Source organism: Gottfriedia luciferensis (genome assembly GCF_002156865.1).
Lineage (GTDB): Bacteria > Bacillota > Bacilli > Bacillales > Bacillaceae_G > Gottfriedia > Gottfriedia luciferensis.
The window spans coordinates 1-17864 of the sequence record NZ_NCTA01000009.1 but is presented as its reverse complement, the minus strand read 5'-3'; the positions used below and the strand labels follow the sequence as shown (position 1 = coordinate 17864).

Sequence of the window (17864 nt, the reverse complement as noted above, 5' to 3'; positions counted from 1 at the left end):
TTTAGATAGAAATAATAATGGGAAAAAATATGTGGTGAATTTGGGCAATAAGGATTTAAATACAGAAAAGAAACAGTTGAACATACTTAACATTAACACAAAAAAAGACCGCAGTAGCAGACTCCTTGATCTTCAACTAATGTGTACTATAGTTATAGATCATGAAGTCCAATATGTGGCTTTTTTTGTTTGAGCAAATGAAAGATAATATTTCAACAGGCATATTGTAGGGTTACTGAAAAAGTAGCTTTTTTCTAAAATCTAGTGATTAAGAATGTCTCCATATAGAAACAACATACTTTAGAAACGATTTTACTTTAAAAGATATGTTTCAAAAAAAGTTCTTCAATTAAATCAGTCTCGTATTACCAATTAATCTATTATATTTATTGTTTTCTTTGCTGTAGTAAAAATAATGCTAAACCGAATAAAATGAGTATGATTCCGATACCTTGTTGTAAAGAAATAACTTCATCCAAAATAAAATATGCAAGTATACAAGTTCCAATCGTTTCTCCTAATATGCTCATTGAAATAACTGAGGTACTTAGCCATTTCAACAGCCAATTAAAAATCGTTTGTCCTAATATCGTTGCAATAAACGCTAAACCAATAAAGTACAACCATGTTTGTGTTTGATAATGAACGAAAGAAGTTTGCTGGCTAAACGTAAAAATATTTAAAAAAAGTGCACTACTGGCATAACCGATCACTGAATATGGGATAAGAGAAAGCGTTTTACGAACATGCTGACCAATGAAGAAGTAGGCAGTAATGACGCCTGCTGCAACAAAAGCAAGTATATCACCAAATAACGCCTGTCCACTAATTTGAAAGTCTTGCCACCCAATGACAATACTTCCAACAATCGCTACGAGACAGCCCATTACAGACCCTTTATTGAAGCGCTCTTTAAATAGGAAGTAGCCACCAACCATCGAAAAAAGTGGCTGCAATGTCACGATAACCGTTGAACTTGCTACAGAAGTGTAATTTAATGACTCAAACCACAATACATAATGTATGGCTAGAAATCCACCCGATAATAAACCAAGTCCCCATTGTTTTTTAGATAATGAACATAATTCTTTTCGGTTCTTTTTATTGAATAATAAAAATGGCAAAAGCATTAGTGTTGCAAAAAACATCCTATAGAATGCCGTTATTGTCGCAGGTGCATCTGCTAATTTTACGAAGATGGCTGAAGTAGATAAGGCAAATACACCAAAAAATAAAGTGATGTAAGAAATAAGTGGTGATTTCAGTTCGGTTTCCCCCTTTGCGTGTTTAAAATAATAAAAAATATATATTATAATGTACAAACGTAAGTATAAAATATTTATGTAATAGATAAAAGAATTAATTCTCCTTGTTTAGTATGTCAGCACAAAAGGGGTTAAACATACATTATTTTAGAAAGGAACTTTACTATGAACAATCATCGCTTAGGGCAAACGGTATTAAATTATCGTAAAAAAAATGGAATGACAATTCGTGAATTTGCCGAATATGCAGGAATCAGCACTTCACTTATAAGCCAATTAGAAAGAGGACAAGCTAATCCCTCGTTAAGTGTACTAGAACTCATTGCCCAGGCATTGAATGTCCCACTCTTTACCCTCTTCATTAATGAAATTGATACTGATTCACTCATTTCGAGAAAACGTGATCGAAAAAGGGTATATCGTGAAAATAGCAACCATATTGTCTATGATGTGTTAACACCAGACTTTATGAAAGCACGTATTGAACTTTTAATGATGGAATTAAATGCAAACGCAAATACTACGGAAAGTTACTATTCACACGAAGATAAAGAAGAAATTGCTGTCGTTATGAAGGGCCAGGCTTATGTTGAACTTGAAGGTACCGAATATTTTTTAGACGAAGGAGATGTTGTACGCATCCCACCAAATGTTAAACACAGATTTATAAACAAAAGTGATGAATCCAATTATATTTTATTCGTACTAACTCCTGCTTTAGTTTAAATAGAAGCTCATCAGAACAAAATAATAAAAATGGTCATTTCTGTTCAAGGTATGAAAAGGAATATTTCGTCGATTAACTTAGCTTAATTGAACAAAAATACTCCATTTAATCTAAGTAACTAAGATAAATTAGAGTGTGGAATTCTAATATTTTTCAAAAAACGTAATTAAGTAGAAAAAGTGACTATAAGTAAGTTAATTTACGATAGTCACTTTTTTGAAATACATATTTATTTTACGAATTGTTTATCAGGGGTTATTTTTTTATTAAAATAATTTACACCTACAACCCCGAAGATAATAAGAAAACTACCGAGTATATGATAATAATGGAATGATTCATTAAGGTATTGAATACCAACTAAAATCGTAATAAGTGTAGATAAATTATGAAATACACTGATCTGAAAAGTTGGTAATTTTGATAAAGCATAATTTGAAAGAAAGGATGTACCTAAAGAAGAAAAGATCCCTAAATAGAATATAGCAATTATAAATTCATTGTGTTTAAGAGGCTGGATAAATTGTTGAATTGTACCGTTTTTTAAATGTAAAAATAGTGTTATCCCGTTAAATACAATAAACCCAACTAGAATAATGAAATATGTGATTGTAAATAATGAATATTGTTGAATGAGTTTTTTTGTTAAAACATTATAAATTGAGTTTGCAAGTGCTGATAGTAAGATTAGGATACTACCTATGATACTAGTATTAATGTTCTTCACGCCATTCATATACATAATATAAATTACCCCGAGAACGGAAGTGAATATCGCAAATTTTTGTACAATTGTTGAAGATTCATTTAATAGTAAATTGGCTAGTATCAAAGTAAATATTGGAACTGTAGCCTGTATTACACCTGCTTCAGAGGAGGTTGTATGCATTAACCCAAAAATTTGCAAAGAGAAAAATAAGACAGGGTAAAAGATGGAAAGAAATGATATTTTAACAAAATCAGCTCTCTTAATCCTAATCTTTTCCTTCTTACAGATTAATATGATCGTAGCAACAAGCCAAGCAATAGTAAAACGATGTGCTAAAGTATCAAGTGGTGTTGCTATTGTTAACGTTTGTTTTACAAAAAGAAATGATAAACCAATGATTAAAGAACAAATAGTAATCGCTAGATAAGCTTTTCTTTTATCCGTCATAAGTTTTTCCCCCTATTAATAAGCATTGTTAATGCTAATCTTATGTAAAAAACGAATGCTAATCGAGGTAAATAATTTGTATCTGTATCGGTACAGAATGATTCGCCATAAGATTGAAGAAGGAGGTTTATAAGCCTGCTCCTAGAAATTTAGCTTTCCCTATACTAAATTTTGAACCGGACGTACTTAACGTTTAAAAGTTAAACATCTGTACCGATACAGGATAAATACAGTATCTTTTAAAGGAGTTAGATCATGCTCAAATATGAATATGTGTATCAATCCATACTAACCCAAATTCAATCCGGAGAGTTAAAAGCTGGTTCAAAGATTCCATCAATACGAAATTTAGCCGAACAATTTTCTTGTAGTAATAGTAGTATTCTTACTGCACTTGAGAAATTAGAAAATCAACATCTTATTTATGCAAGACCTAAAAGTGGTTTTTATGTCGTTGAACATAAGATTTTTCAAGAACCATCTAAAACGAGTAAAATTGACTTTGCGACTTCAGCTCCTAATTGGCATTCGTTTCCGTATCAAGACTTCCAACATTGTTTAAATAAAGCGATTGATACATTTCAAGCTGATTTATTTCGATATGGTACCGATAAGGGCTTACCGTCTTTAATAAATGAGGTTGAAAAATTATTAAAATCATATCAAGTGTTTTCTCAAAGAAAACAAATATTTATTACTTCAGGCATCCAGCAAGCTCTTTTTTTACTGAGTACTATGCCTTTTTCAAATAATAAAACTAAGATTTTAGTTGAGCAGCCAAGTTATCATTTATACATGGACTTAGTAAAACTTTATAAATTACCTGTAATAGGAATAAAGCGAGCAATAGAGGGGATTAATCTACAAGAACTCGAACGAATTTTCCGCGAGGGTGATATTAAATTTTTTTATACTATGCCTAGATTTCAAAACCCATTAGGAACTTCCTATAATAAAAAAGAAAAATTAGAAATCTTAAAATTAGCACATAAATACAATGTTTATATTGTAGAGGATGATTATTTAGCAGATTTTGAATATAGGAAGAAAAATGATCCCCTGTTTGCAAATGATCTACATGGACGTGTTATTTACTTAAAAAGTTTTTCGAAAATTATGTTCCCAGGTTTACGTATTGGTATAGCAGTTTTACCAGATTCATTAATCGAAACTTTTCAGCAATATAAAAAAGTAATTGATATTGATAGTTCGATGATTTCACAAGCAGCTATAGAGCTGTACTTAAAAAGTGGTATGTTTGAACATTATCAAAAACAAGTCAGAGATAAATATCTAGCCCGTGCTGAAATACTTCAAACATCTTTAAAAACACATCTAAAAAATTTCAAGTACGCTAGCGAGTTCGTAATGCATAGTCATATTGTTTTGCCAAAGCAAGTTGATCTGACTGCATTAATTAAACAATTAGATGAACATAATATTCAAGTTGAATCGATAAAACCAAACTATTTAAATAACTATTATCAAGAAAGAATATTAAAAATCAACGTTTCAAATTGTGTGCCGACAGATATTGAAAAAGGAATAAAACAAATTGGAAGTTCAATAAATGACACTAGCAATTACTTTAAATGAACATCGATACTTTTCGGTTCAATAACCTATTAAACTAGAAAAAGCACCAAAGAGGTGCTTTTTGTACAAGGTAATAATCTTGTAAAATAACTATCAAATTTTCGTAAAGGAAGTTGAGTGATGTTCATTTCCACTACAGTATGCATGCTTAAGAGCAGGAACAAGGAAATGCAGGATCAAGGGGAAAGTAAAAGGAAAAGATATTAAAAGACATTAGAGAATTTTATTGAATTCCTAAATTCCTATCTGCCTTCCCTGCCTTTTACATAGGAGTCGAGCATCCTTTCATTAATGACCTTTTTTCATATTGACCGATATATATTTAATCACTTTGAACAAAAAGCACCAAAGAGGTGCTTTTTGTATCTTATAAATTGGTGATTAACTGGATTATTGATGCTTAGCGATTATATTAAGATCTATTTGGAGATAGCATCATTAATCTGCCTAACGAATGGTAAGTTGAATAAATAAAACGATTTTATGTTTATTTTGTCAACCGTAATTCAAACTCAGTGGATTAATTGTAACCATAAAAATAGTCCAAGTAATGTAAAACATAATACTGGAATTGTTATGACAATTCCTATTTTTAAATATGTGCCATACGAAATTTTAATTCCTTTTTTAGCTAGGACATGAAGCCATAATAGTGTCGCTAATGAACCAATAGGTGTCATTTTAGGACCTAAGTCAGAACCAATTACGTTTGCATAAATTAGACTTTCTTTCATTATCCCTGTTAGATGTGTATTCTGGATTGCTAAAGAATTAATCATAACAGTTGGTAGATTATTCATTACAGATGCAAGAATTGCTGAGATAAATCCCATACAAAATGTCGCATAAAATAGTCCTTGGTGTGCGATTGATTGAATAAGGTCTGATAATATATTTGTTAATCCAGCATTTTTTAATCCATACACGACTAAATACATCCCGATTGAAAAAAATACAATCGACCAAGGTGCTTCTTTTAATACTTTTTTTGTATTAACAACCTCGCTTCTTTTTGCCATGATAAGGAAAATAATGGCAACTATACCAGCGATAATCGATACTCGAATCGAAAGTAATTCACCTACAAAATACCCCATTAATAACAAAAATAATACGATCCAGGATATATGAAACATTTTTTTATCTTTTATGGCATCAACTGGTTTCTTTATATGAGAAAGATCGTACGTTTTAGGGATGACTTTTCTAAAGTAAAAATACAAAACTATTATACTTGAAACTAATGAAAATAGATTTGGAACAATCATATTATATGTGTATTGTAAAAATCCTATTTTAAAAAAATCAGCAGATACAATATTTACCAAATTACTAACTACATATGGTAAAGATGTTGTATCTGATATAAATCCACTAGCTATGATAAAAGGAAATACTATTTTTTCATTTAATTTTAAACTTCGAACCATCGCTAATATAATTGGAGTGAGAATTAATGCTCCTCCATCATTCGTAAAGAATGCGGTGACTAACGCTCCAAGAAGGTTTATATAAACAAACATCTTTATTCCGTTTCCCTTTGCTGATCTTACCATATGCAAAGCTGCCCATTCAAAAAAACCGATTTCGTCAAGGACTAAAGAAATAATAATTACTGCAATTAAAGCAAACGTTGCGTTCCAAACAATGTTTGTCACTTCAATTACATCATGAAAATCAACTAGGCCTAAAATTAATGATAAACCGGCACCAATGCATGCGATTAATCCCACGGAAAGATTTTTCGGTCTCCAAATGATCAGTATAAGTGTTAATACAAAAATGATTGATGTAAGAATGATTGAAACCAAAATATCTTCACCTTTCTAATTACGGAGTTTAACTATAAATTTACTAGTATAACAATTAAGTGTAAAAAAGACTAGACATAAAAAGATAACACACATTAAGTTATCTTTCATTGGAATCTAATTAACTTTTCTATTTCTATCTATATAGTAAATGAAGTATTTCACAAAGTATATTTACAAGAATTAAGGCAGTTAAACCAAAACACAAATAGTAAGGTCATTTATAATAAAAAAAGAAGGATAGAAATAGAAGCTAATTTCTATCCTTCTTTTTTTGTATGTTAATATGTTCGAACCGCTTTTTGTTGTTTTTATTGTTTAAGCGCAGAGTAATGATAATTAAAGGTATTTTTCATGAACAATCACCCCTACAATCTATTACACTAGTACTTTTTTAATCATTTTTTATTAATTTCTTAAGTTTCACTAAGGATAGACGATATAAGTATTGGGTAATTATGGAAATTGTTATTTGGTTTTTATTATTAGCCAATTAAATTGGAAAAGGAGATGAGTTTTTGAAAAGATTAAGGAATCTTATTTTATTATTAATGGTTTTTTTGATTTTACAAGTTTATACAAGTAGCGCATCTGCAGCTATCATAAAACCATCTATTAAGCTAGCACAAACAAAGGTAAGTCTTTACACTGGACAAAGCAAACAATTAACGTTTACAGCCCAAAATATTAAGAAAAACCCTGTAGTTTGGTCTACAAGTAACAGTGGAGTTGCAACAGTAAAAAATGGGAAAGTAACCGCATTAAAGTCAGGTTCAGCAAACATCACTGTATCAGTTCCAAAATTAAATATTAAAAGTGTAGCAACTGTTACGGTTTCTAAAAAACAATTATCAGCAAAAGAAGCTTTTGATAAAGTTAATCCTAGTGTGGTTTATATCGAGGCATACAATAAATATAACAAAGCAGTTGCAAGTGGTAGTGGATTCATTGTTTCAAAAGATGGGAAAATCGTTACAAATCATCATGTAGTAACTGATATAACGGAAATTTCTTACGTAAAGGTACGTCTTGCTAATGGAGTAACATACCAGACAAAAAAAGCAGTAGGGTACAATGCAGATAAGGATCTTGTTATACTAAAAGTTGACGGTCCAACAAATTTACCAGTTGTCACTCTAGGTGACTCAAATAAAGTAAGTACTGGTGAAAAAGTGTACGCTCTAGGTTCTCCTGAAGGCGTTCAAAATTCGATTACTGAAGGTATCGTTAGTAATAGAAACGTTATTTATGATAAAAATTCATACATACAGACATCAGCTTCCATTAATCATGGTAACTCTGGTGGCGTATTAATCAATGTTTACGGTGAAGTAATCGGAATAAATGACTGGGGCTATGTTGGTGCTCAAAACATGAATTATGCCATTCCAGTAAATGTATACAAACAAGTTCCGGCTAATTCAAATTATCAATTAATTAATATTAATCGTGAATATTATGTTCCTGCACATGGTAAAGGTAATGTCAATGAAGTAGAAGATAACGATTCATTCGATGACGCTGATTATATTCCATATTCAGAGGCAGTTTTGCATGGAACATTTTCTAGTAACAAGGACCAAGATGTATATTATTTCTTAATAACAGATTATAAATCTGTCTCAATTATAGGAACAACAACAGATTCAAATTATACTGAAGATCTTACATTTTCACTTTATGATGCTGATGGGAATTTCATTGAAGTTTGTGATCTTGAGTGGGATGATGTAAGAAAGGTTTATTACTGTAATTTGGAAGAGGATCTTGAACCGGGACTCTATCATATAGGTGTTTATGTTGACCCACAAGCAAAATACAATGACGCTGGAAAAGATTATTTACTATCTGTATTAATAAAATAAGTAAGAGAGAAGGGCTCCATTTGTGGAGTCCTTTACTGTTTACTTAACATGAAAAGAAATACAATTCTTTCATTATAAAAAAGATCCTTCCAATCAGGAAGGATCTTTAAGATTATTTAAAGGATTTGAAAATTGGTTTCTTCATAATAAAGCGCCTGTCAATGATGAAAGCTACAAACAACGCTATGATAACTGTTAGAAGTAAATTACCATAAGTTTCAAAAGGGTATGGTTTGCCCTCAAGATGTATACCGTTTGAGCGATATTCGAATCGTTTCACAGCATGTTTGGCAGTTAATAGGTCTTCTTGTTTCGCTAAGTCTTCTAATGGCGCTTCGAATACATATCTATTTGGTGAATCACTATGGATAAGGATCGTCTCTTTCGCATTGCCTTTTTCTCTCCAAAGCTTAATATCTGCTGCCGCTAATGATTTTGCGTCTCCACCAGGTATGATCATTTTATCTAATTTTGGAGTATTAGATAGTTGATACCTAGCTAGTATAGTAAGATGGTGTTTCGTAGTAATTGGGACATTCGAGCTAGACACAGTCAAGATTTGTGTAGTTCCAGTGTCTCCATAAGAATCAAAGATAGAAGATAATGCTATTTCATTCATGTCTTTATAAAGAAGAACTCCATTTTGTTTCTTATTCCAATTAAATCCAAGATTTAGTATATAGGTTGCAAATTTACTATTCATAGAAAAAGGTTTCACTTTTGGATTTTGAACGAATTGGTACGATGGATAACTGATTTCCTTAGCTATTTTTGAGGCAACTGGTTCTCCTAGTTTCTCAGATATTAAGTGAAGTACTCCATCGATACCTGCGCTTTGACCGGCTGTAGTTAAGACGTTTCCATCTTGAACATACCGCACATCCGCTTTCCAATTTGTATCAGTATATTTTCTGATTAATAGTGGTAAAGCTTGCCAGTGTGAAGTGGCAGATTTTCCTTTTAATAAACCTGCATCAGCAAGATTTAATGATCCACCACAAATACTTAAAAACGTTGTCGTTTTACTGATGGAATGTTTTTGAATCCATGAGCGAGTTGGTTGATATTTCTTTTCATCAATTATGTCCATATAAGGAACAACAATTATATCTGGACTTTTATTTAATAGGTTATCCAGTTCTTTATAAGAGTAATGTGGGATTACATCTAAGCCTCCTGATAAAGACTTGATGTTTTTGTCCGGTGCAACAGCATATACATTGTAAGCATCCGTCATAGAAAACAGTGTGTATGGAATAAGAAAATCGAAATCTTCAGATGGCATTGATGAATCCGCCATCACAACGGCTACAGTAGGTTTATGTGGATTATATTGAGGGACTTTCACTCCTTGTAATGATGGAACTGGCTCATGGCGGACGTTTAAGTAAAAATCTTTTTGATGGCGATTATAGCCATAGAACCCAATCCCTCCTACAAACACAACTAAAATCAAAACATAAACAGCTAAACGAATGAGCAATATTTTCATTTTATAAATCCTCCTTCAGAAATTGGTCTAGTAAATCCCAAAACTTAAAGTACCCCTGCAGGGTATTTGTTTCTTGGTTTTATAGTACGGTTTTTATACAACTTTGGTAATCATGCTTGAGCTTGATTTCGCTTTCAGACTTCAGACCTAACTGGTTTCAGACCATGAAAAAAGACAGAGACTGAAATTGTCTCTGTTTGCACAAAAAAACGATATCAAGTGAGAAGAAATAAACTGTATCTAGAACAAATAATCATTTATTTTGCTTAATGGTTCTTTTTTTTTGCCTGTTTAGTAATAAGTAGGAGGATATCTCGATTATATATTGAATTTAATGTTAATGGTGAATAAAGACAAGTGGCAAGATCGAAACAGTAAAATGTAAATATTTTAAGGTGGTGTAAATTTTTGAACAATCCTATTGTGAAAGAATACTCTAATGATTATCAAACTCAAGTAGTAGATTTAATTCTTGCTGTTCAGCAACAAGAATACAATATAAAAATAACGAAGGATGACCAGCCTGACTTGTTTACGATTGAAGATTTTTATCAGAATGGTAACGGGAACTTTTGGGTGGCTCTTTATGGCAATAAAGTAGTGGGTACTATTAGTTTATTAGACATAGGTAATCAAGAAGTTGCATTAAGAAAGATGTTTGTAAACAAAGAATATAGAGGTTCAAAGTTTAATACTGCAAGTCTTTTATTAAATAATGCCATTAAATGGGCGAGAGAAAAGTCAATAAAAGCAATTTATCTTGGGACAACACCACAATTTTTAGCCGCTCATAGATTCTATGAAAAAAATGGATTTGCAAGCATTGCACATGCCGATTTACCTGAGAATTTTCCAATTATGAAGGTCGATAAAATATTCTATCAATATTTGGTAGAATAGATTAATTGAATGATAAGTCTAAGAAAGAAAAACGGGTGGACTAGAGCAGGCCGTTTTAAGAAAGCAAAATATAAAAAGAACCTATTTTGAACGGATGATCAAAATAGGTTCTTTTTTATCTGTATAAAACATGTTCAATTAATCCGTAACTCCAAAATCCTAATAAAGCTAGACTACTTACTAAGATTATGTAAGCTATAAAAATTTGCCATTTTTTTCGATTACTAGAAATATAATATGTTTCTAGTGTCTCTTGCTCTTTCATTAAAGGTTCGATTTTTCGATCTCTAATTTCTTGAATTTTTTCATCAATATAATCTCGCCATTCGATGTCTGTTTCATCTACACGTATTCCTACTGAGCGAATAAAATAATTAATTTCAATACGTTCCTTCTGAAGTTCATTCTCTAATTTTTTATCATCTTCAAAAAACGGGAAGAAAAATCGCTTAACGAAAGGAGGGTGATTGAAAACATTAAAAATTCCAAACTGAAACTGTTTAATCGTATGTTCATATAGCTTAATTTTCGCTTTAATTACTTTTAATTGGAATGATTCTCTAATCCGTTTAATAAAAGTCATAATTCCTAAGAAAATGATATAAAATGCGATAAAATTAGGCTGATAGAATACAAATACGAACATTAACATAATGCCGATAAACCAAAAAATCGGTGGTAATACGCTTAAAATTCTTCCTCCATCGAGAGGAGAAATAGGAATTAAATTAAACAAATTTAGAATACAACCTAACGCGATTACTAAACCGAAAAACTCATTATGAGTATAGTGATATAATGGGATAGCTGGCAAAATTGAGATTAAACCTAATAATGGGCCACCAAATGCTACATAAGATTCTGTCACTGCATCCTTTGGCATTTCCTTCATTGAAATAACCGCTCCTACAAAAGGGATAAAAAACGCAGGTGAAGTCGGTAACCCTTTTTGTTTAGCAGCAATTAAATGACCGCCCTCATGACAAATTAGTAAATAAAGTAATGCAAATGCAAAATACCATCCAAAAGTTAGACCATAAACAAATAAATAAAAGATCATACTTAAAAAGGATAAGAATTTGGCAGCTTTTAAAAGTGGTAAAATTAGTTTCAGTTTCGTACCAATTAGAGCGACTAAAACACCAATTCTTGTTAAAGACTTTTTCGTCTTATTATTGATCATTGGCTGAGTCATACATTTCACCTTCTCGCTAATTATGATATGATTATGCAGTATAAAAATTATATCATTAAAAAATAGTAGTTTGTTAAGTTTAAAGTGAAATAGGGACTAAAGTTTGGCTTTTGCCAACTTAAGTACCATTTAAATGTGAACAAAAAGTTTATAAATAATACAATAGATGGATTAAAGAGAAGGTTAGAAAGTTGTCTTTCTAACTTTTGTATTTTACTAAAATATTTAATTACATAAAAACGAACTAAGGATTGATAAGTAAATGAATATTTATGAAATGGTTAAAGAAGTAGCTAATAATAAAAGCAAAAATATCGTTTATATATATAATGGAAACAAAACTAACTACGAAGAGCTTATCTCTTCTAGTGAAAACCTAGCCCAAAGTTTAATTGAACAGAATATTAAAAAGGGAGATAAAATTGCGCTTTTGCTTGGGAATTCTCCTGAATTTGTTCAAACTTATTTAGCAATTTTAAAACTCGGTGCAATCGTTATTCCTTTAAATCCGGCTTTAACTGAAAGTGAGATCAGCTATATATTTAAAGACTCTTCAACAAAACTTGTTATATCGACAAGTGAACAGAAAGAAAAATTAAAAAACGTTATAGAAAAAACATCAAAAATAAGTATGATTTTAATAGATGAAATACAACAAAAAGAAAATAACAATCCTCAATTAAAAGAAATTGAAATTCATCAAAATGATATAGCAGTTATTCTCTATACATCCGGAACAACTGGAAATCCTAAAGGTGCTATGTTAACACATTCAAATTTAATTGAAAATGCGAATGATTTTACGAAGTTAATCGAATTACGAGAAGATGATCGAATGATAGCAGTACTACCTATGTTTCATTCATTTTGCCTAACATTATGTGTAAACATGATTTTGTTAAAAGGGGCATCGACAATCATACTTCCTAAATTTCATCCAGTTGATTTAGTTGAGGTAATTAAAAAAGAAGAAGCTACGTTAATTGCTGCGGTACCGACAATTTATAATTATTTATATCAATTGGAAGGTGCTACAGCAAACGATTTTAGTAGTTTGAGAGCTTGTATTTCTGGGGGAGCTTCAATCCCAATTGAATTATTGCACTCAATTCAAGAGAAATATAATATTTTAATCGTCGAAGGATATGGATTATCTGAAACAGCTCCAGTTCTTACCTTCAATCCATATCGTGGTCTTTGTAAACCAGGTTCAGTTGGTCTGGATATACCTAGCGTAGAGACCAAAATTTTCAATGAAAATGGTGAAGAAGTTCCAACTGGTGAAGTTGGTGAAGTTGTTGCTAAAGGTCCCAATGTCATGAGTGGCTATTTAAATAAAGAAGAGGAAACAAAAAAAGCATTTATTAACGGTTGGTTTAAAACAGGAGATCTAGGTAAAAAAGATGAAGAAGGCTATTTATATCTACTAGATCGTAAAAAAGATGTTATTATAACAAATGGTTATAATGTTTATCCCAGAGAAATAGAAGAACATCTATATAAACATGCTGATATTATTGAAGCAGCAGTAGTTGGAAAACCAGACGATATCGTTGGAGAAAGCGTATGTGCATATCTTGTAGTCTCAAATCAATCACTTTCAAAAAGCGAAATCATGGATTTTTGTAAAAAAGCACTTGTTTATTATAAAGTACCTAAACAAATTTATTTTGTAAACGAACTACCAAAGAATAGTACTGGTAAAATTTTAAAAAGAAAACTTAAGTAATTATCTTTAAAATTTACAAAAAATGTAGTGTAAGGACAGACCTATTTTAAGATCATTGGTCTGTCTTTTTATTTGACTTTTTTTAAAAGAAGGTTGATTTGCATTTCAGGATGCTCGCTTCATTAAGAGCAGGAACAAGGGAAAGCAGGAATAAACAGATAGGAAAAGCCTGTAGAGAATTTTATTGATTTCCTCTAAGTAATTCCTATCCTAAATTTACGTATAAAAGAACTGGTAAGGTCAACGATGGTAAAGAGAATACTGTATGCGTTGAGCTTAAACACTATAAGGATGTTAAGATACTGAATTGTAATGATCGGAATGGAGAAATCCTTTCCTTTTTCTAATTTAATCGATTAATCACCTAAAAAAAACTGGAGCATACAATAAATGGGCATAAATACAAAAGGTTTAATTTTAAGGATGTGAGTAAGATTTATCCATTAAATAGTCATTATTCACCAATGCGATATGACCATCCAACGCGTCAATACCAAAGTAATTTTCATTCGCGGAATACTACTAATAGTAATTATACGATTAAAGTAACCGGTAAGGGAGAAGTATCTGTAAAGCCGAATCAGTCGTATATATTATTAGGCCCTGTAGTAGAAGATATGAAAGTACAAAACGCTCAAGCAAAGAATGCGGAAATTTCAAATAAAATAATTGATGCTTTAAAAAACATAGGGATAAACCAAGAAGAGATTGAATCAAATTCGTATACAATTGATCGAATCGTTGATTACCATGATTCACAGCAAGTTTTTAAGGGATATCGAGTGAGTCATATTTTCAAAGTGATGGTAAAGGATCTTGCAAATATTGGTAAAGTCATAGATGTTGCAGTTGAAAATGGGGCAAATGAAGTTAGGAATCTAACATTTGAAGTTTCAAATCCGGAACCTTATTATGCAGAGGCGTTACAAAAAGCAACTTTAAATGCAAAATATAATGCAGAAAACATTGCAAAATCCCTAGGGCTATCCATTAACAGTGTTCCAATTTGGTTGGCTGAAGAGGGAATGCAAATCATACGTCCTTTATCCTCTGTCACAATGACAGCAGCATTCAGCGGCTCATCTACCCCAATTCAGGAAAGTCAGATAAAAATAACAGCATCAGTTCAGGCAATGTTTAATTTTGTAAACTTTTAAAGATAACAGTATTCATTCTAGAAAAATTGGTTTCGATAGGAAGAGAGAGTGATTAAATTAGTGAGTTTATTACCACGGTTAATGTAGCGTGAGGGATTTTTTACCAAGGAGGCTGAAGATCCACTACTAGCGAGTATCCTTTTGAAGAAACAACCTTCTTTATGAATAGAAGTAATTTATTAACCCTTTTTAATGTTAGCATTTACAAATAAATGGAAAAATGAGATAATATAGAAAATTTCGAAGGAGGAAAGTAAGTTTATGATGCCGACTAATTGCTGATATTAATTTATTTCAAATTAATATGAATTTTGTAATGAGTGTAAATTTGCCTAGATTATAGGTTTATTTGTTATGCTCTTATGGAATTAAGGCAAATTAGAAGCTAACTTACTTAACTGATATCGAGATGATTATTTAATGAATACTTTTTATAGTTTTTTGAAGTATTCCATCAGTATTTATACTAACTGATGTGGGATGTTTAAGCGTATGGTTATATGCGTAAATTGTCTCTATAATTTAAATCACTTTGTTTATTAGACTGTGAGAAGAAACTCTTCTTATAGTCTTTTTTATTTAGTACGAAAATTTAATTAAATTTATATTTTACAGTAAAAACCTAATTAAATAGTCAAATCGTATCGAAGTTCTCTTCTTTACCTTGTCCATAAATGCGTAACTAAGATTATGGATGAAAGAAGGAAATTATATGTTCGAATTAAAAGTAAATGGACTTAAAAAATATATGGATGCAACACTAGTTGTTAAAAATATTTCTTTTGAAGCTTATGAAGGCGATAAAATTGGAATTGTTGGAGTAAACGGTAGTGGAAAGAGCACGATTCTGAAAATAATAGCAGGTATAGAACCTATGAATTATTACCCAGGTTATCCTCAAACAACCAGTTATGGGTATGATGAAGGTTTAATTAACTTTATACCAAAAGGAATCACAACTGCATATTTAGAACAAATGCCAGTTTATCCTAAAAACTTAAAAGTAATCGATGTTTTAAATTTGGCTTTTGAAGAAATCGATAAAATAGAAAATCAAATGCGAGAACTAGAAGAACAAATGAAAGTCTTAGAAAATACTGCATTAGAAAAAGCGATAAAAAAATATAGTGATCTAGCACAATTATTTGAAGTAAAAGGTGGGTATGAAAGACAAGAAAAACTTGGTAAGGTTTGTACTGGACTTAAATTTGATGAAGTCTTTTTAAATAAAGATTTTGATTTATTAAGTGGCGGTGAAAAAACAACAGTAGTACTAGGTAAGCTCTTAATCAATAATCCCGACATTCTGTTACTAGATGAGCCTACAAATCATTTGGATATGGATTCAATTGAATGGTTAGAAAGCTATCTAAAAAATTATAAAGGAATCGTTTTGATTGTATCTCATGATCGATATTTTTTAGATCGTGTCGTTACAAAAATTGTTGAAATTGAGGATATGGAATCTATTTCGTACAAGGGGAATTATTCATCTTTTGTTGAGCAAAAAGAAGAAAATTTACGGATTCAATTTGAACATTTTAGAGAGCAGCAAAAAAAGATTAACTCAATGGAAAAGACCGTGACAAATTTAAGAGACTGGGCGATGCGAGCTGATAATAATAAGTTTTTTAAAAGAGCTGCAAGTATTCAGAAAAAGCTCGATAAAATGAATCGAATCGATAAACCAGTTTTTGAAAAACAAAATATGAGATTAGATATAAAAGCAACAACTAGATCTGGAAATGAAACGATCAAGGCAATCGGTCTCTCGAAAAGTTATGAAAATAAGGTGATTTTTCAAAACGCGGATTTGCTAGTTAAGTATGGGGAAAGAGTCGGACTGATTGGTCCTAATGGTAGTGGCAAAACTACATTTATGAAGATGTTATTAGGTGAAGAACAATCAGATAATGGCGTCGTACAACTAGGAGCAAACGTGTTGACCGCATATTTACCACAGAAAATCACTTTTAAAAACGAAGAAATGACAGTATTAGAATGCTTTAGAGAAGATATTTCATTACCTGAAGGGAAAGCAAGAGAATATCTTTCAAAATTTATGTTTTATAAAGAAACAGTCTTTAAAAAAGTTAGATTTTTGTCGGGTGGAGAGCGAATTAGGCTTAAATTAGGAATGCTTTTATTCCAAGACATCAATTTATTAATCTTAGATGAACCTACAAATCATCTAGATATCGATTCAATCGAAACACTTGAAGAAGCACTTGAAGATTTTGATGGCACAATTTTCTTTATCTCGCATGATCGATATTTTATTAATAAAATGGGTCAAAGAGTGATTGCTGTAGAGGACTTTGCATTAAAAAGCTACCCTGGCAATTATGATGATTATAAAAGCATGAAAGAAAAATTAAGTGCTCAAAAAACAGAAGATTTGAAAGAAGAAAACGTAAAAATAGAAAAAATTAAAAAAGTGAAATGGAAGAACGAAAATACGAACTTGGAAGCAAAAAAATCCAAAGCTTTCGAAAGAATCAACATACTTGAAAAGGAAATATATGAAATCGAATTAGCTATGGCAGTTGAGGAAGATTATAAAAAACTTAATTCTTTATATTGTAAGAAAACTGAATTAAACAAAGAATTGGAATCGGTTATGGAATTGTGGGTTAGTTTGTAAACATTCCAGTTATCAAAGTTAAATCTACTTAAAAAAGTAACGTCATATATAGACGTTACTTTTTTCAAGTGTTGAAATAGATAACGGTCAATATGAAAAAAGGTCATTAAGCTAACTAATCGATGAGTCTTTAGATAGTTGCACTTATAATTAATCCCTAAAGTTGTCGTTTTCAAATTTGTTCTAAGTAAAGGATATTTAAATCGTTTTTTAATGAATACTTTTTTTAATGAATAAGTTTATTGGAACGAAAGGATGCTCGACTCCTATGGGAAATGCGGAATGGCTAAAGACCCCGCAGGCTTGCCGAGGAGGCTCAGGTTTCGC

Annotated in this window: 12 protein-coding genes; 7 read left to right on the top strand and 5 right to left on the bottom strand. The window is 31.1% G+C overall.

Features of this window, described 5'->3' with window-relative positions:
• Positions 1-386: 386 nt before the first annotated feature.
• Positions 387-1265: a DMT family transporter gene (locus B7R67_RS08845; RefSeq protein WP_088069724.1), complete on the bottom strand. Its 879-nt coding sequence runs from the start codon at positions 1263-1265 to the stop codon at positions 387-389.
• 165 nt (positions 1266-1430) lie between these two features.
• Between B7R67_RS08845 and B7R67_RS08840 the strand changes: the two genes are divergently transcribed.
• Entirely contained in the window at positions 1431-1991 is a 561-nt protein-coding gene (locus tag B7R67_RS08840) for a helix-turn-helix domain-containing protein (RefSeq protein ID WP_088069569.1), read from the top strand.
• A gap of 230 nt (positions 1992-2221) precedes the next feature.
• Here the strand turns inward: B7R67_RS08840 and B7R67_RS08835 are convergent, their stop codons facing one another.
• Complete coding sequence (locus tag B7R67_RS08835) at positions 2222-3148, bottom strand: DMT family transporter (RefSeq protein WP_088069567.1); 927 nt, start codon at positions 3146-3148, stop codon at positions 2222-2224.
• 255 nt (positions 3149-3403) lie between these two features.
• Here B7R67_RS08835 and B7R67_RS08830 point away from each other — a divergent pair, with 255 nt between their 5' ends.
• A complete protein-coding gene (locus tag B7R67_RS08830; protein WP_088069565.1) occupies positions 3404-4744 on the top strand; it encodes an aminotransferase-like domain-containing protein in 1341 nt (446 codons plus the stop codon).
• A 512-nt stretch (positions 4745-5256) separates the two neighbouring features.
• Here the strand turns inward: B7R67_RS08830 and B7R67_RS08825 are convergent.
• Positions 5257-6555, bottom strand: coding sequence for an arsenic transporter (locus tag B7R67_RS08825; RefSeq protein ID WP_088069563.1), 1299 nt, complete (start codon positions 6553-6555; stop codon positions 5257-5259).
• 518 nt (positions 6556-7073) lie between these two features.
• Here B7R67_RS08825 and B7R67_RS08820 point away from each other — a divergent pair.
• Complete coding sequence (locus B7R67_RS08820) at positions 7074-8420, top strand: trypsin-like peptidase domain-containing protein (RefSeq protein WP_088069562.1); 1347 nt, start codon at positions 7074-7076, stop codon at positions 8418-8420.
• Between the two features lie 112 nt (positions 8421-8532).
• On the opposite strand, the gene B7R67_RS08815 is transcribed toward B7R67_RS08820, so the two are convergent.
• Complete coding sequence (locus B7R67_RS08815) at positions 8533-9912, bottom strand: DJ-1/PfpI family protein (protein ID WP_088069560.1); 1380 nt, start codon at positions 9910-9912, stop codon at positions 8533-8535.
• A 408-nt stretch (positions 9913-10320) separates the two neighbouring features.
• On the opposite strand from B7R67_RS08815, the gene B7R67_RS08810 reads away from it, so the two are divergent.
• Positions 10321-10812, top strand: coding sequence for a GNAT family N-acetyltransferase (locus B7R67_RS08810; RefSeq protein WP_088069558.1), 492 nt, complete (start codon positions 10321-10323; stop codon positions 10810-10812).
• A 115-nt stretch (positions 10813-10927) separates the two neighbouring features.
• Here B7R67_RS08810 and B7R67_RS08805 read toward each other — a convergent pair whose 3' ends face one another.
• Entirely contained in the window at positions 10928-12007 is a 1080-nt protein-coding gene (locus B7R67_RS08805; protein WP_088069556.1) for a site-2 protease family protein, read from the bottom strand.
• Between the two features lie 262 nt (positions 12008-12269).
• On the opposite strand from B7R67_RS08805, the gene B7R67_RS08800 reads away from it, so the two are divergent.
• From B7R67_RS08800 to abc-f, 3 genes are all read left to right on the top strand, one after another.
• Positions 12270-13736, top strand: coding sequence for a long-chain-fatty-acid--CoA ligase (locus tag B7R67_RS08800; RefSeq protein WP_088069555.1), 1467 nt, complete (start codon positions 12270-12272; stop codon positions 13734-13736).
• A gap of 425 nt (positions 13737-14161) precedes the next feature.
• A complete protein-coding gene (locus tag B7R67_RS08795) occupies positions 14162-14893 on the top strand; it encodes an SIMPL domain-containing protein (protein ID WP_088069553.1) in 732 nt (243 codons plus the stop codon).
• Between the two features lie 712 nt (positions 14894-15605).
• Complete coding sequence (gene abc-f / locus B7R67_RS08790) at positions 15606-17537, top strand: ribosomal protection-like ABC-F family protein (RefSeq protein ID WP_088069551.1); 1932 nt, start codon at positions 15606-15608, stop codon at positions 17535-17537.
• The last annotated feature ends 327 nt before the right edge of the window (positions 17538-17864 follow it).

What these genes read in the sequence shown, in the direction of transcription:
- B7R67_RS08840 (WP_088069569.1), top strand. Translation starts at nt 1,431, where the DNA reads ATGAACAATCATCGCTTAGGGCAAACGGTATTAAATTATCGTAAAAAA.
- B7R67_RS08835 (WP_088069567.1), bottom strand. Translation starts at nt 3,148, where the DNA reads ATGACGGATAAAAGAAAAGCTTATCTAGCGATTACTATTTGTTCTTTA.
- B7R67_RS08830 (WP_088069565.1), top strand. Translation starts at nt 3,404, where the DNA reads ATGCTCAAATATGAATATGTGTATCAATCCATACTAACCCAAATTCAA.
- B7R67_RS08815 (WP_088069560.1), bottom strand. Translation starts at nt 9,912, where the DNA reads ATGAAAATATTGCTCATTCGTTTAGCTGTTTATGTTTTGATTTTAGTT.
- B7R67_RS08805 (WP_088069556.1), bottom strand. Translation starts at nt 12,007, where the DNA reads ATGACTCAGCCAATGATCAATAATAAGACGAAAAAGTCTTTAACAAGA.
- B7R67_RS08800 (WP_088069555.1), top strand. Translation starts at nt 12,270, where the DNA reads ATGAATATTTATGAAATGGTTAAAGAAGTAGCTAATAATAAAAGCAAA.
- abc-f (WP_088069551.1), top strand. Translation starts at nt 15,606, where the DNA reads ATGTTCGAATTAAAAGTAAATGGACTTAAAAAATATATGGATGCAACA.